General features: G+C 34.6%; 14 protein-coding genes. 3 read left to right on the top strand and 11 right to left on the bottom strand.

Going from position 1 to position 16,504, the window contains the following annotated elements:
- Nucleotides 1-14: 14 nt before the first annotated feature.
- The 4 genes from EYD45_RS05220 to EYD45_RS05235 all read right to left on the bottom strand — a co-directional run bounded on the left by EYD45_RS05220 (nucleotide 15) and on the right by EYD45_RS05235 (nucleotide 6,334).
- Entirely contained in the window at nucleotides 15-2,699 is a 2,685-nt protein-coding gene (locus tag EYD45_RS05220) for a PorP/SprF family type IX secretion system membrane protein (RefSeq protein ID WP_130963307.1), read from the bottom strand.
- A 1-nt stretch (nucleotide 2,700) separates the two neighbouring features.
- Nucleotides 2,701-4,140: a T9SS type B sorting domain-containing protein gene (locus tag EYD45_RS05225; protein ID WP_130963308.1), complete on the bottom strand. Its 1,440-nt coding sequence runs from the start codon at nucleotides 4,138-4,140 to the stop codon at nucleotides 2,701-2,703.
- Between the two features lie 133 nt (nucleotides 4,141-4,273).
- On the bottom strand, nucleotides 4,274-5,596 hold the full coding sequence (locus tag EYD45_RS05230; protein WP_317127928.1) for a hypothetical protein: 1,323 nt from the start codon (nucleotides 5,594-5,596) through the stop codon (nucleotides 4,274-4,276).
- Nucleotides 5,597-5,887: 291 nt separating this feature from the next.
- Nucleotides 5,888-6,334 (bottom strand): hypothetical protein, encoded by a 447-nt coding sequence (locus EYD45_RS05235; RefSeq protein WP_130963309.1) that lies wholly within the window; start codon nucleotides 6,332-6,334, stop codon nucleotides 5,888-5,890.
- A gap of 206 nt (nucleotides 6,335-6,540) precedes the next feature.
- On the opposite strand from EYD45_RS05235, the gene EYD45_RS05240 reads away from it, so the two are divergent.
- Both EYD45_RS05240 and EYD45_RS05245 read left to right on the top strand, forming a co-directional pair.
- Complete coding sequence (locus EYD45_RS05240; protein WP_130963310.1) at nucleotides 6,541-7,362, top strand: HAD family hydrolase; 822 nt, start codon at nucleotides 6,541-6,543, stop codon at nucleotides 7,360-7,362.
- A 71-nt stretch (nucleotides 7,363-7,433) separates the two neighbouring features.
- Nucleotides 7,434-7,901, top strand: a complete 468-nt coding sequence (locus EYD45_RS05245; protein WP_130963311.1) for a hypothetical protein — start codon at nucleotides 7,434-7,436, stop codon at nucleotides 7,899-7,901.
- Here EYD45_RS05245 and EYD45_RS05250 read toward each other — a convergent pair.
- The 7 genes from EYD45_RS05250 to tgt form a co-directional block, all read right to left on the bottom strand.
- The gene (locus EYD45_RS05250) at nucleotides 7,898-9,082 is read right to left on the bottom strand and encodes an asparagine synthetase B (protein WP_130963312.1); all 1,185 of its coding nucleotides are present in this window, start codon (nucleotides 9,080-9,082) and stop codon (nucleotides 7,898-7,900) included. The two genes, EYD45_RS05245 and EYD45_RS05250, sit on opposite strands and share 4 nt — an antisense overlap.
- Nucleotides 9,083-9,259: 177 nt before the next feature.
- The gene (locus EYD45_RS05255; RefSeq protein WP_130963313.1) at nucleotides 9,260-9,640 is read right to left on the bottom strand and encodes a hypothetical protein; all 381 of its coding nucleotides are present in this window, start codon (nucleotides 9,638-9,640) and stop codon (nucleotides 9,260-9,262) included.
- A 1-nt stretch (nucleotide 9,641) separates the two neighbouring features.
- Entirely contained in the window at nucleotides 9,642-11,186 is a 1,545-nt protein-coding gene (gene dnaB, locus EYD45_RS05260; protein ID WP_130963314.1) for a replicative DNA helicase, read from the bottom strand.
- A 166-nt stretch (nucleotides 11,187-11,352) separates the two neighbouring features.
- On the bottom strand, nucleotides 11,353-12,306 hold the full coding sequence (locus EYD45_RS05265; RefSeq protein WP_130963315.1) for an acetyl-CoA carboxylase carboxyltransferase subunit alpha: 954 nt from the start codon (nucleotides 12,304-12,306) through the stop codon (nucleotides 11,353-11,355).
- 67 nt (nucleotides 12,307-12,373) lie between these two features.
- Entirely contained in the window at nucleotides 12,374-13,273 is a 900-nt protein-coding gene (locus EYD45_RS05270; protein ID WP_130963316.1) for a DMT family transporter, read from the bottom strand.
- A complete protein-coding gene (locus EYD45_RS05275) occupies nucleotides 13,260-14,336 on the bottom strand; it encodes an LptF/LptG family permease (RefSeq protein WP_130963317.1) in 1,077 nt (358 codons plus the stop codon). Before EYD45_RS05275 ends, EYD45_RS05270 begins: the two co-directional genes overlap by 14 nt.
- Before the next feature lie 13 nt (nucleotides 14,337-14,349).
- On the bottom strand, nucleotides 14,350-15,480 hold the full coding sequence (gene tgt / locus EYD45_RS05280) for a tRNA guanosine(34) transglycosylase Tgt (protein ID WP_130963318.1): 1,131 nt from the start codon (nucleotides 15,478-15,480) through the stop codon (nucleotides 14,350-14,352).
- A gap of 160 nt (nucleotides 15,481-15,640) precedes the next feature.
- Between tgt and EYD45_RS05285 the strand changes: the two genes are divergently transcribed.
- Nucleotides 15,641-16,486 (top strand): transketolase, encoded by an 846-nt coding sequence (locus EYD45_RS05285; RefSeq protein WP_130963319.1) that lies wholly within the window; start codon nucleotides 15,641-15,643, stop codon nucleotides 16,484-16,486.
- Nucleotides 16,487-16,504: the final 18 nt, after the last annotated feature.

Genomic DNA, 16,504 nt, shown 5'->3' on the forward strand with positions numbered 1-16,504 from the left:
TTTATTTAATTCTTCTAGTTATCAATTTTTACGAGGGACATCTTACCATTGTAAGGTTTGCTTCCTTTTTGGTCTAAAGCATTTTTTGCTTGACTAATGGAGTCAAACTTTTCATAGTATATAAAATATTTGTTAGTTTTTACATCAAAGAAAAAGTTTACGTTTTTCTCTCCAGAGGCAACAACTTTTTCTAAAAATTCATCACGTTTTTCCACACTATTATGAACCGCGATTACCATATAGTACCCTGATTCTTCATTTAATACATTCTTGATGATCTGGATGTTTTTTGTTTGCTCTTCTCCAAAATCAAAATCTTCTTCTTGCAAAGGAACTGCACTTTCATCTGTAAACTTCTTTATTCTTGCTAATGCTGCTTTATCCTTATTATATCTATCTTGCTGGTTATCATATGCCGCACGACGTATTCTTCTTTTTCTCTCAAAATCAGTGTCTTCGTTTATCTTTTCTAAGTTTGAAATTAACCTTTCTTTAGAGCTTTTAATTCTAAGTTGATCTGCCTTTATTTGATCTAAGGCATTTATATAGAATTCATTAATTCCTTCTGCATCTTTTCTGAATTTTCTTTTTCGTTTAATGAGAAGTGCTTCAAGCTCGATCATTTTAATTTCTTGATCTTTCTCAACTTTTTCAATTTCATCTTTTAATGTTTCTATTTCAGCATTTTCCGCTGACAAACTCTTAAATGGTTTTGGAGCCAAATAAATTCCCTTTTCGCTCAGATCGTTTTCTTCTTTTAAATCATCTAAATCTTTTTGCTTCACAGCAATCTTTTCGGCTAATTTTTTCATTAGCTCGTTCTGTGCTTTTTTGGCGGCAGCTGTTTCATTAACTAAAGCACTCATAGCTTTGGAAACTTCGTCATCAGCAGCAGGAGTGGCTTCTTCTTTTTCAGTATTCAACCGTTCTTGTTCTAATCTAGCTTTTTCTTCAGTTTCAGCTCTTTCTCGCTCCTTTTCAGCTTCTATTTTTTGACGCTCCTCTTGCTCTGCTTTTATCCTTGCCTCCTCTTCTATTCTTTTTCTTTCAGCCTCTTCCTGTAATCGTTTTGCTTCTTCGGCTTTTTCATTTTCAAGGGCTTCTTTAGCTTTTTGCTCAGCTTCAAACTTTAATCTTGCTTGTTCTTCTGCTTCCGCTTTAGCCCTAGCTATGGCCTCTGCCTCTAATCTTTCGGTTTCCTGTTTCTTGCGTGCTTCTTCCTCTGCTTTAACCCTTTCAAGCTCCTCAATTCTTTGTTTTTCAGCTTCTTGTAGTAATCGTTCTGCTTCTTCTGCTTTCGCTTTTTCAAGTGCTTCTTTAGCCTTTTGTTCTGCTTGCAGTTTTAATCTTGCTGCTTTTTCTGCTTCTATTTTTTGGCGAGCCTCTTCTTCCGCTTTTGTTTGTTTTTCTAATTCTAGCTTTTTACGTGCCTCATTTTCAGCCCTTAATCTGGCTTGCTCTTCTACCTGTCTTTTTTCAGCTTCTTGCTGCTGCTTTTCTTGTTCATCAACAACAGGTTTCTCTTTGACTACTGCTTTAACCTCAGTCTCATTACTATCTATTTCAACAGTTTTATCCTCAGTAACCTCAGGCTGATCAACTTTTGTATCGGCTGTTACTTGTTTAGCTTTAGCTTCTGCTGCAGCTTTTCGTTGTGCAGCAATTTCTGCTCTTCTTTCTGCGATTCTAGTACGATCCTCTTCTGTTAAATTATTAGGCCTAGACTTTCTCTTTTTATTGGAATTAAATACTGATTGCTCTTCTTCATCATCTCCATAATTGTATCTGTAATTTTTCTTGAATCGATAAGCAAGTGTGATTTCGTGTGAACTTCCAAATCCAGAGAAATCACCCATGGATTGTTCGTAGTTGTACTCAATAGCAATATTGTTAGTTATGTTAATTCCCAAGCCTGCAGAAGCACCATATAACGTATTATAACCCGCCTGTGCCCATATTCCTTTGGGTACGTTTAACATGGCAAGTCCCGAAATAACGGTTTGGTCCTTTTTAAATTCACTTCTTATCAATGTAGAAAATCTACTTTCATCAAAAAATCCTCTTGAATTCATGTACCCTGTGTACATTATATGTGCTTGAAGTGCCTGTTCTGGATTATCCTCAATAATCTGGGATTCGTTTAAATTATAGGAAACCAAATTATTTATGGCTACACCAAAATCAAAGAAATCTGTACCATAGTTTATCCCAGGATTTACGGTGATTAAAAAGTTAGATGGTATATTTTGAAGAGATGGATCAGGCGTATTCACTACTACTTTCCCTTCATTTAATCTGCTTTGGTAAGCTCCAATATTTAACCCAAAAGTCAGGTTACTTTCTCTACTTATATTGGTGTTATATGCGAAATTTAAAATCCCACCAAATGTGGTTAAAACACCAAAATCTTGTTGAAACAAACCAATACCGGCACCTATGTTCTCAGAAAAACGACCTGAATAACTAAATAAATAAGAATGTGGTGCATCGTTAAATTGAGCCCATTGTTTCTTATTAGTAAAACTGATGTACTTGTTTTGCTCTCTTACAAAACTAAACGTTGGGTTAATAGCATATCTATTAAACTTTAAAGAGTTTCTAACAGGTAATGCCAAAGCAACAATACCATTGCTCTCTTGAGAATGAAATTGCTGAATGGTACATAACACTAGAAACATATATAATAGATATTTATTCATTTTATTTTAGAACCGTAATAGATCCCTTCTTTATATTTTGATTTGAGGTTTTGATAATATAATAGTAAACCGGATTTACATCCTTGAAATTTAAGCCACTTTCAGGCCAATTATTTTGATAGTCATTTGTGCGTAACACCACTTTTCCCTGTGCACTTATTAATGTAACTTCCGTATTAGTTCCACTGACAAATTCTTGCGGTATTACCCATGTGTCATTAATGCCATCGCCATTGGGCGTAATCACATTAGGAATATTTGCCACATCAGGAAACGGCTCAGTAACTCTAAAGTTTATTTCTTGTGTAGCATTACAGCCCTCGGTTTGTGTAATCTTTACTTTGTAGTTACCTTGCTCTGTTACTTCATAGCTATTTTCATCAGCACCACTAATTCGTGCATCATTCAAATACCATTCAAATATGGGATTGGTTGCTGATGTGGTTACATTTACCATCAATCTTTCACCAGATTCCAGTCTATTATTTTCATCTACATCAATTTCACTTGTAAAATCTGTATTTATCAAATTTATTGACGCTGAAGCGGTACAGTCATCTAAATCTATCCTTACATCATATTTACCTGCTTCGTTGGTTTCATACATTTGGTTAGTAGCACCTGCAATTGCTTCGCCATCTTTAAACCATTGATAGGATGTACCTTTAATAGCACTTAGGGTAGTTGGACCATTTGTAACACAATAGGGATTACCCAAACTAGAACTAATTGAAGATGATGTTGAACCAGATGTCACTTCACTTACCGTAACTCTATTAGAAAATGAATCTGACGTACAGGTGCCGTAATTGGTTTCAACAAAATATGTGCCTTCCGTATTCACCTCTAGACTTTCACCAGATGCTACAAAAACTGATGTGGTAGGACTTGTTTCTTTGTACCAGTTAAAAGTTAGGCTAGGGTATTGCAAAGGCGAATCATTCATCGCATCACCTGGATTATCAATAGTAAGCAGATAACTTCCTCCAGCGCAGAACACACCTGTATCAATCAAATTGTTGATGGTAAATGGACTGTCTTGTATCTTGTAATAAGCAGCAAACACATTTGAAGCACTACTTGTGGCCTCAGGAGCAGTACTTTTTACTCTTAACTTGTAACCTTCTCCAGCAGTTTCTGTAGGTATTGAAAAACTTAATGTAGCAGGAGAAGTAGTTACACTTCCCGCGGCAGAAGTATATACAGTTGTGGCATTGGAAAAACTGCCGCTTTCATCGGAAAATTCTATAATAAATGCATTGGATGCCCCTAAATTTCCCTCAGGTGAAAATGAAAACGTAACATCGTAGGAATTAAAAGTAGAACTAGCACATGCTTGAGTAAAGCCTAAATTAGGCTTACTTATAACCACTTGTGCCTTAAGGGTTGAGCTAAACCCGATAAGGAAAACAAGAAAATTAAAAATAGTAAAATTCCGCATGTAGTTCTATTATTTAATAAAACCTCTAGGAATTAGATTTCTAATGTTGCCATCAGACTTTGCCAATTATGTTGGGCTGTAAATGAGATTAAATACCTAGAGTTATTTCATAATTATTGATTAATAATATGCTTTAGTCATCTATTGCATCTCTATCAATATTAGATGCTATGATTTTGTTTATTCTAAGTCTATAATCTGGTCGTTTATAATTATCAGCAGCAATAAAGGTTTCAGTGTTATTACTCTTTGAGTATACATTAAAAAACACTCTGTTGCCATACCAATTTTCTAAATCGTCGTTGTTGGAATTATTTTCAACAAAAATGTTGCCGTTACAGTTATTGAAGTACATCTCTTCAAATCTTATTTTTTCTAAATTACCTTGGTTAACGCGGATATTTTCATCTAAAATCACAGCAGGATTAAAGCCGGAAATAACACTTTTTGACATATTTAATTCTGCATCAGCTCCAACATAAATCGCCTCATGCACCAAATTCATTTTAATTGCTGCTTCCAAATCTTTACTTGAGTTTAAAAACGTGAGATTGTTAGCATCTAATGATGTTTTACTCTTCTCAAAATCCACTTCTTCTTTCTTATGGTATGACAGTACCTCCAAACATCTATCACCACTTCCGTTTGAAGCATATGGTGACCTAACGGCTAGTGAGTTAGAAATTATTGACGTAGTTCCGTAATTAAATTTGAAATCTGTCCCTTTGGATCTATAAGACACCATATTCGACATGGAAATATTTCCTCCCCATATTTCAATTCCATCTTCACCAGCATTACTTACCATGATATGATCTATTTCGGTACCTGCTCCAACGCTGGCCAGCAATAACCCATTAAAGTATGTGTCCTGAGACACACGCTTACCCGCACATTCAATACGAACATACCTTAAAACACCAGAAGAACCCAATATTTCATCTCCGCCATAATTAGTATTACCGTAATCAGATGGACTAATATTTGGATAAAAATTTGCTACAGAACCTGATCCGTATCTATTTATTGGAGCATCTCCAAGAATAATCAAACCACCCCAATCTCCAGTTTTTCTAATACTTCGATTGGAAGTAAAAATAATGGGATCTGTTGATTTTCCCTCTGCTAGAATTTGAGCACCTCTTGCTATGGTTAATGAGCCATTAGTCTTGTAATCACCTAAAATTACTGAGCCAGGTTCAATAGTTAGGGTTACACCAGGAGCAACAAAAACACTTCCTAAAAGTAAATAGACTTCACTTTTCTTCAATAGTGCATCTTCAGATATGGTTCCTGCTAAAATTTGTGTTGGCTCACCGTAATCAATCTTATTTGATTTAAACTGTGTCCAATTATTTAGCCAATTTACTTCCCCAACTATACCTTTTTCCTGCTGTGCAAAACAACTAAAAGTGAGTGAGATTGCTAAAATGATTTGAGTAATGTTTTTCATCATACTTATTATTTTCCAATATGGTTAAATGTCTAGAATTCAACATAATCAAAAATAATAGAATTATCTATGAAATACCAAATATTTCGATGAAATACACTTTTATTCATCAAATTAAACATAAAAAATCGATGAAATACACTTATAATTGTTATTGTGAAAATAAGAAAGAATTAGATTACAATTATTTTTAAAGATATTTATTTAGAAATATCCCTATGAAAATTGAAAAGAAAAAACAAAAAAACCCAATAACATTGGGTTTGCATATATTCTAATACTATCGACCATTTGTTAATGAAATTCGCTATACTCATGCAGCGATTTTAGAGTCTCTTCGTAAAATATTATAGCAGAAACTAAATCATTGGTATCAGAATATGGCAATATCCGTTTTTGAAATTCTGAATTTTTATCTAAAAATTCATCCGTAGCATCAAATTGATCATCAAGAGCTTTTCTATTATCGCTATCATTTGGAATTCCTAATGTAGACATGGTAACTCCAGGTTTTGTAGCAAATGCAATATATGGCATCAGTTTTACCAAGCTTTCAATTCTTTCAACATAAAGTACTAATAACTCGCCTTTTGCCATTCTATCAAGCTCATCTTTACTATGATATTTTTTTATAGCTACGCCATCACTAATAATACTTTTTGGCTGTTTCTTTTTTTGTGCGAAACCTACACCAGAAATTAATATAAAGCAAAAAATAAGAAAAAATAATTTCGTTTTCATGGATCATGATTTGGGTTTAGGTCGCTAATTTATGTAATTTATCGTAAAAAACAAGCGTTTTATCGATTTTTTTAAAGAAATTTGACTTAAATTGCAACTCAATTTCAATCTAATTAGATTAAAAATACATATTTGAGTATTAATTAATACGTTATTCATTTTTTCAGCTTAAACAATAAAGTACTTTTACCACTTAAATTAAATACATGAAATTATCACAGGTTAAACTTGTAGTTACCGATATGGATGGCACTTTGTTAAATGCTCAGCATGAAGTAAGTCCCTTATTTTTTAAACTTTTCAAAAAACTAAAAAAACACAATATTATTTTTGTTGCTGCCAGTGGCAGGCCTTATTATGGGATGGTAGACAAACTAGGTGCCATAAAAGACAATGTGCTAATTGTAGCGGAAAATGGTGGTTTGGCTATTCAGAATGATAATGTACTGCTATCCAACCCTATCAAAGAAAAAAATCTAAACAGATTTATAACAATAATTAGCGATATTAAAAATACGCATCCTGTGTTTTGCACGCGCCATAGAGCATATGTAATGAACAAATCTGAAAAGTTGTTAGGGCTATTATCAGAATACTACCATAATTATAAGGTAATTAGCGATCCACATAATATTAAGGAGGAAGTATACAAAATCGCTTTATTTCACGAAGAAAGTTCAGAAAAATTTGTATATCCATATGTGAAGCAACTAGAATCAGAATTTAAGGTAAAACTATCTGCAACACATTGGGTTGATATTTCTGAAAACATCGCTAATAAAGGTACTGCCATTAAACAAATACAACAGAAATATAGCATAAGCCCAGAGGAGACTTTGGCTTTTGGAGATTACAATAACGACTTGGAAATGCTAGAAAATGCTTATTTTAGTTTTGCCATGGAAAATGCACATCCTTCAATAAAATCTGCAGCACGATTTGAAACCAAAAGCAATAACGACCTGGGAGTTGAAATTATACTGCAAAAGCTATTGGAAGAAAAAGAAAAATTGGTAGCTAAACCATAAGTTTTTATCTTTATTACGCAACCTTTACTTATTTTTTACATCAATATAAAGAAAGAACACATCTATTTATCATGAAATTTAAGTTTATAGCCCCAATAATATCACTATTCTTTATACTTGGTTGTAGTGTTAATGATGACACCCCAGAAATACAAGATCAACAAGAAGCACAGGTTTTTCAGTGGCATTTAACAAATGTCTCTGGCGGTATTGCTGGTGTTGATATTGATTTTGAAACTGATACTATTATCTGGGTTTTTAGTGTTGATTTTGTGGGTAATGGTGTGCTAAATGTGCAAAACCAAAATTCAGATAGTTCTAAAGAAGATGGTTTGGATACTGGTGTTTATTCTATCTCAATACCTGTTTACGATTCACAATCTATTCTTTTTATTAATGGCGATGAATATGCAGGGTTACTTACCCCTACTGAAGAAGATTTGATTATAAACCAGAACATCACATCATCTGGAGCAACTGGTTCTGATGGATTTATTTACACATTTAAACGAAAGGTTGTAACTGAAACAACTGATTAAGTTTTTTGTTTTTTCTTTTTTGCTGCAGGAAACAATACATTATTAAGAATTAAGCGATAGCCTGGTGAAGTAGGATGTAAATCCAACTCTGTTTTTGCATCTCCTACCCTATGTTGGTAATCTTCTGGGTCGTGCCCACCATAAAATGTAAAAAAGCCTTTACCCTTAATACCATGAATATATTTGGCTTCTCCATTGGTTCTGTTTTCACCCATTATCAATACATTCGATTTTATTTCATCTCTTGTAAAAGCAGTAGTTTGCCCCATAAACCCCTTAACTAATGCTGTATGATTTTGACATAGCATGGTTGGGATTGGGTCCCATTTTGCAGAAAACTCCATAAGAGAAAAATAATCCGTTGTTTTGGAAATAGCGCGCTTTCGAGTGGTATCAATTGACGAAAACTCATAAACCTTGGGGTTTCTTTCCAGTAGAAAGTTGGTAAAAGCAAAAGTTTTATTGAAATCAATTTTATTCTGATATGCGGGGTCACTACCATCGCCATCAAACATAGGTTCACAAATATCAATACCTTCTGCAGCGAGTGCTATATCAAAACTATCTGTGGCGCTGCACATGGCAAACATAAAGCCTCCACCCAAAACATAGTTGCGTATTTTTAATGCTACATCCAGTTTTGCGTCAGATACCTTGGCGTACCCAAGTTTTGTTGCCAAAGCTTCTGCTTCTTTCTTTTCTTGTATGTACCAAGATGATGAACGATACATACCGTAAAACTTCCCGTATTGCCCTGTAAAATCTTCATGGTGCAAATGCAACCAATCAAATAGTAAAAGCCCATCATTTAAAACTTCTTCATCATAAACGGTTTCATACGGAATCTCAGCATACTTCAAAACCATGGTAACCGCATCATCCCATGGCAATTTACCTTTAGGCGTATAAACTGCTATTTTTGGAGCTTTCTCCAAAACTATAGCTTCCATATTTTGACTTGGACTTGCTATTTCCTCAAGAATACTTTCGGCTTTACCATTAGAAATTATTTCAAAAGAGACGCCTCTAATTTGGCATTCTTGCTGAATTGTTTCTGTGTCGGGCAATAAAAAGGAGCCTCCTCTGTAATTCAATAACCATTTTACCTTTAGCTGCTTTTCAAGCGTCCAATAGGTAATCCCGTAAGCCTTTAGATGGTTTTTTTGAGTTTCTGCATCCATTGGAATAAGGATATAGGATGCATAAGATTTAAATGCTAAACAATAAAAAATCAGTATAAAAATTATCTTTTTCAAATGAGGCTGATATTGAATAAACAGTTGAGTCTGTCTACAGAATTCTAGAGTAAGATACTTAAAAATGAGAATTAAGGAGACTGTTTAAGAAAAAATTATAAATTACAGCTTCCCAAAAAAATTGGTGATATCAAAAAAATAAGTCTTCTCTTCATTGGTCTTAAAAACTTTTATGACTAAAACATCATAGCTTTTATTGCCCTCATGAACCAAAGATTGCTGCACCAAACCCCAATCAATCCCTCTTTGCCCTTCTTTTTTTCCAACAAATTCATATTCGAGAGGAATACCCTGCATACTACCACTGGCATGAATAACTACTGCATCCTCCATACTCAACCCAGAACTTTCTTCATAATAGGCTTTAGAAGAACTAGATTTACTCGACCTGTTTTCAACAGAACTATACGATTTTGAACCTCCACATGATGTCAAAATGACGAACATCCCCAAAAAAAATAGATTTCTTAAAATAGTTTTCATATTAAAAAGGTACATCGTTATCATCTTCCTCGTCGTTAAAAGAACTTCCAAAAGCTTCATCCGGACTTGCTGCAAAGTTATCTGCCTTAAAGGTATCGTCATTGGCTGCAGCATTCATTTTGCTGTGGAATTCAAACGGAGAGTCAAAATCGTCCAAATTATCAAATTTACCTAAATGGCCGATGAATTTTAATCGAATGTTATCCAAACCACCATTTCTGTGCTTAGCAATAATAAATTCAGCTTGCCCTTCAGTTGGTGTTCGTTCCTCATCGTCCCATTCGTCAATCTTGTAATATTCTGGTCTGTAAATAAAACTAACAATATCAGCATCTTGCTCAATCGCTCCGGATTCACGTAAGTCGGACAATAAAGGCCTTTTACTGCCACCCCGTGTTTCAACTGCTCTAGATAACTGAGATAAGGCAATTACCGGAACATTTAATTCTTTTGCCAAAGCTTTGAGGTTTCTGGAAATCATTGAAATTTCCTGCTCACGATTTCCTGAGTGACTGCTTCCGCCCGTCATTAACTGTAAATAATCAATCATTATCAATTTGATACCATGCTGTGAGGATAAACGGCGCGCTTTTGCACGTAAATCGAAAATGGATAATGACGGTGTATCATCAATAAATAATGGTGCTTTTTCTAAATCCTTTACTTTTACATTTAGTTGCTCCCATTCATGTTTTTCCAATTTTCCAGTTCTCAGCTTTTCTGACGATAATCCTGTTTCACTTGAAATAAGACGCGTAATTAGCTGCACAGATGCCATCTCTAGAGAGAAAAACGCAACAGGAATATTTTGGTCTACAGCAATATTTCTGGCCATAGAAAGTGTAAGTGCTGTTTTACCCATACCAGGACGTGCCGCTACAATCACTAAATCGGAGGGCTGCCAACCTGATGTTAATTTATCCAGCTTATGAAACCCTGTTGGAATACCACTTAAACCTTCTTTATTGGAAATTTCCTCAATTTTCTTTTTAGCCTGAATTACTAATTCTTGAGCAGTTTCACTGGATTTTTTAATATTCCCTTGAGTAACTTCGTAGAGTTTTGATTCGGCTTTGTCCAATAAATCAAAAACATCCTTGGTTTCATCGTACGAATCTTCAATAATTTCGTTTGAAATTTTAATCAAGCTTCGCTGAATAAACTTTTGAAGTATGATACGTGCATGAAACTCAATATGAGCAGAAGATGATACTTTTTGTGTAAGGGAAATTAGGTAAAAATCGCCGCCTACCATTTCCAGCTTACCGTTTTTCTTTAATTGGGTGGAAACGGTTAATAAGTCCACAGGTTCACTGCCTTCAAATAACTGAAAAATGGCTTCAAAGATAAGTTGATGCGCCTCTTTGTAAAATGCATCAGGACTTAAAATGTCAATTACCTCATCAACACCTTTTTTATCAATCATCATCGCCCCAAGCACAACTTCTTCTAAATCAACTGCTTGCGGAGGTATTTTACCCTTCTCAAGATTGATAATAGTACTTTTATCTACTTTGTATCCCGTTATTTGGTTAGGTTGTTTCATGGCTACGAAAATATACAAATAAAGTATGGCATTTTAAAAAAATAGGGCTTCGTTGTGAACGCTTCATTAACAAAAGAACTGTTAATAACTCAATTCTATTGTGAATAACCATAAAAAAAATCTGAAGCAAAAACTTCAGATTTTTTATCTTTTGGTTTTAAAGGGGTTACCCTTTATACACTCCCATATTTGAGTATTTTTCCATACGCTGGTTTATCAAATCTGTTGGTGATAAGTTTTTTAACTCGCCAAAATGTTTTTCAATAGCTGTTATAACAGTCTTAAATGTCTTTGCCCTATCTCTGTGCGCACCACCCAAGGGTTCTTTTACGATAGCGTCTATTAACTTTAATTTCTTCATATCCGTTGCTGTTAATTTTAGGGCTTCAGCTGCAGTTTCTTTATGCTCCCAGCTACGCCATAAAATAGATGAACAGGATTCTGGAGAGATTACCGAATACCAGGTATTTTCTAACATTAACACTCTGTCTCCAACACCTATACCCAATGCTCCACCAGAAGCACCTTCACCAATTATAATGGTTATAATTGGCACTTTAAGACGTGTCATCTCTAAAATATTTCTTGCTATAGCTTCACCTTGTCCTCGTTCTTCAGCCTCTAATCCTGGATAAGCCCCTGGCGTATCAAGTAAAGTTACTACAGGAATTCCAAATTTTTCGGCAGATTTCATTAAACGCAATGCTTTTCTATACCCTTCAGGATTCGCCATTCCAAAATTTCTATATTGACGTGTTTTAGTGTTATAGCCTTTTTGCTGACCTATAAACATATAACTTTGGTCTCCTATTTTTCCCAAACCGCCTATCATGGCCTTATCATCTTTAAAACTTCTGTCTCCGTGTAGTTCTAAAAATGTATCTCCACAAATGGCTTTGATATAATCTAAGGTATAAGGTCTATTAGGATGTCTTGATAACTGCACACGTTGCCATGGCGTTAGGTTTTTATAAATATCCGTTGTTGTCTTTTTAAGCTTCTTCTCAATTTGCTCACAAGTTTCAGTAACATCAACTTCGCTCTCCTCTCCAATGACTCTACATTTTTGAAGTTGATCTTCGAGCTCTTTTATTGGTAATTCAAATTCTAAATATTCCATAAGAACTTAATTCAGTTTTAAGTTAGCATACAAAACTAAGGAAATTATTTTGTTTCAATTTTAGAAATCAACGTATTTGTTTTCGTTTGAATGCATGTTTGTTTTTCAATATACCGTTTAATATTACGGTTCCTATTATCATGATCGCACCATAATAGAAATCTGCACACATTTTTTCACTATCAGGGTATAAGATAATTGCAAGTAAAATTCCATAAACAGGTTCTAAATTATAGGTGAGTACGACGGTGAATGGACTAATAAGTTTCATAACATAAACGGCCGCAATAAAGGCATAAGCGGTACAAACTGAAGCAAGTATAAATAAATACCAGAAATCTTTGGTGCTTAGTTTAAAAAAGTCCACCGAAAATCCTCCCTTAAAAAATGCAATAAATATTGAAATGAATAGTACACCACTAATAAACTCATAAAATGATATGACTGTTGCTGAATGATGCTTAAGAAAAACACCATTTAAAACTGCAAATAAAGATGAAAAAAATGCAGATGAAATACCTAGTATAATACCGGTTAAGTACTTTATTTCACCTTGGGTGATTATGAATACACCTATAATCACCAATATTCCAAATATTATTTCGTAACCAATAATCTTTCTTTTGTAGAATATGGGCTCTATAAAAGAAGCAAAAAAAGCGCCCGTTGAAAACATTGCCAGCGCAATGGAGATATTAGCTGCATCTATGGCAGCAAAAAAGGTAATCCAATGTAATGCAATGATAATACCAGCCAATGATAGTCTAACAATAGACCTCTTATCTATTTTCAACTTAACTTTTCTAATCTTTATAAAAAGAAACATTAAAATGGTCGCCATAGCCATACGAAACCATACTAAAGGAATTGCTGTGATAGAAATCTCTTTTCCTAAAATGGCTGTAAAGCCAGCAATAAATACTAAAAGATGTAAATGAAGGTAATTCTTAACTTTAGCGTTTGGCATTATACAATAGATATATAGCTAAAATACCAAAAATGAAATTGGGAAACCATACTGCTATTACTGGTGGAAAGTTAGATTGTTGCGCCATAACACCAAATATTTTATCGAAAAACACAAATACCATAGCGATACAAATACCAAGCGCTAAATTAACGCCCATACCACCACGTCGTTTTATGGACGACACCGCAACCGCGATAATGGTTAAAATAAATATTGAAACTGGTAAACTCCATTTTCTGTATAGCACCAATTTATAGCGTCCTATGTTTGAAGATCCTCTGGCTTCTTCCTTTTTTATGAAGTTAGTTAACTCTGGGTATGATAAGGTTTCAGCAATATAAATTACAGGTGTCAGGTCTTCAGCTTCAAAAGAAAACAATGTATCCTTTTTCCTTTCAATCTCTAAAGTGTCTCCTAATGGTCCAACTTTTCGTTTTACGTAATCTATCAATCTGTAAGACGTGTCTTTGTCAATATATCTTATACTTCTAGCACTAATTTTATACACTAGCTCATTATTTTCAAGATGCTCTAAAGTAAAATTCTGCCCTAGTTTGTTTTTAGAATCGTAGCTGCTTACGTATATAAAATCGTTGTCATTTATTTGCCTGTAAACATTTTTATTGTCCACTGCACTTTTCCCTTTCTTAAAATATTTATAGTCAAACTCATTAAACCCTTTACTAGCTTCAGGTGCTAAAAACATTCCTAAAAAAAGAGCAAATATGGCCGTAATTGACGCACCGTACAAATAAGGTTTAAGGAATCTTGAGAAAGACACACCCGAACTTAAAAAAGCAATAATCTCGGTATTATTTGCCAATTTTGAAGTAAACCATATAACGCTAAGAAACAAGAAAAGGGGAAAGAGCAAGTTTGCAAAATAGATTGTGAAATCTAAATAAAACAACGCTACTTCATTAAAAGGAACATCGTTATCCAATATCTTTCCAATTTTTTCAGCCAAATTCACTGTTATTCCGATAGGAATAAACAGCAATAACATCATCAAAAATGTAAATAAGTAACGTTTTAATATGTACCAGTCTAGAATTTTCACCTAAGCGTGCCTATTACAATCTTTTATCCATTTGTTTCACCATCTTATTTTTCCATTCTCCAAAGTCCCCTGCTAATATATGTTTTCTTGCTTCGCGAACCAACCACAGGTAAAAGCCAAGGTTATGAATTGTGGCGATTTGTTTTCCCAATAATTCATTTACTGTAAACAAATGACGCAAATAAGCTTTACTATATTCAGTGTCCACAAATGTAATTGCCATGTCATCAATATTCGAAAAATCGTCTTCCCATTTTTTGTTTTTGATGTTTATCGTGCCATGAGCGGTGAACAACATCCCGTTTCTGGCATTTCGTGTTGGCATTACACAATCAAACATATCAATACCTAACGCAATATTTTCTAAAATATTGATTGGCGTACCCACGCCCATTAAATATCTTGGTTTATCCTCTGGTAAAACATTGCATACTACCTCTGTCATGGCATACATTTCCTCTGCAGGTTCGCCAACTGATAATCCTCCAATGGCGTTACCTAATGCGCCCGCATTAGCTATGTATTCAGCAGATTGAATTCGCAGATCTTTATAAGTACTTCCTTGAACTATGGGAAAAAATGCTTGACTATAATCGTATTTTAAAGGTGTTTTTTCTAAATGATTAATGCATCTATCCAACCACCTGTGAGTCATATGCATGGAGCGTTTGGCATAATTGTAATCACAAGGATATGGCGCACATTCATCAAATGCCATTATGATATCAGCACCAATGGTACGCTGAATTTCCATCACATTCTCTGGTGTAAACACATGGTGACTACCATCAATATGCGATTTAAACTTTACCCCTTCTTCTTTAATCTTTCTATTTGCTGAAAGGGAATAGACTTGGTAGCCACCAGAATCGGTTAAAATATTTCTATCCCAATTCATGAATTTATGAAGTCCTCCAGCCTTTTCAATAATATCGGTCTGAGGTCTTAAATATAAATGGTATGTGTTTCCAAGGATAATATCAGGATTAATATCATTTTTAAGTTCACGCTGATGTACACCTTTTACTGTGGCTACGGTTCCCACTGGCATAAAAATTGGTGTTTCAATCACGCCATGATCGGTAGTAATAGTTCCAGCCCTTGCTTTACTTTGGGAATCTGTTTGTTTTAAATCAAATTTCATATATAAAAACCAGTGCGCAAACCTACATATTTTATGTCAAAAAAAACAAACTATTCAACACTACTTAATGTTTAAGTAGATTTATGAAAAATAGAATGTTAATACTTTGTAAAACTATTCTAATCCGCTATTTTTGTGGCGCAAAAAATAATCACTACACATGCCAAACATTAAACACTTAGAAGACATCTGTACGCAAGTGCGCAGAGATATCTTGAGACAGGTGCATAAAGTAAATTCTGGACATCCAGGGGGTTCTTTAGGTTGTACCGAATTTTTCGTTGCACTTTACAACGAAATTATGGATAGAAAGGATGCGTTCGAAATGGACGGAATTGGAGAGGATTTATTCTTTTTATCAAACGGACATATCTCGCCAGTATTTTATAGTGTTTTGGCTAGAGCTGGTTACTTTCCAGTTGAAGAACTAAACACATTTAGATTGATTGATTCCCGTTTGCAAGGGCATCCTACTACTCATGAGGGTTTACCAGGAGTGAGAATTGCATCAGGATCTTTGGGTCAAGGTATGAGTGTTGCTATTGGTGCTGCTCAAGCCAAAAAACTGAACAATGATGATAAAATTGTTTATACTTTACATGGCGATGGTGAGTTACAGGAAGGGCAAAATTGGGAGGCCATTATGTATGCTTCGGCAAAAAAGGTAGACAACTTAATTTCCACGGTGGATTTAAATGGGCAACAAATTGATGGCGCCACAGATGATGTACTGCCCATGGGAAGCATAAAGGCTAAATTTGAAGCCTTTGGATGGACTGTTTTAGAAATAGAAGAAGGCAATAATCTTGAAGCTGTTTTAGAAGGTATGGCGAAGGCTAAAGCTGAAACTGGCAAAGGAAAACCTGTATGCGTTTTACTAAAAACCATTATGGGTAATGGTGTAGATTTCATGATGCATACACATGCATGGCATGGTAAGGCGCCAAACGATGAGCAATTAGAAATAGGTTTAGCACAAAACCCTGAAACTTTAGGCGATTATTAACCACTTACTTAAACGATA

It is taken from the genome of Hyunsoonleella flava (assembly GCF_004310325.1).
GTDB classification, from domain to species: domain Bacteria; phylum Bacteroidota; class Bacteroidia; order Flavobacteriales; family Flavobacteriaceae; genus Jejuia; species Jejuia flava.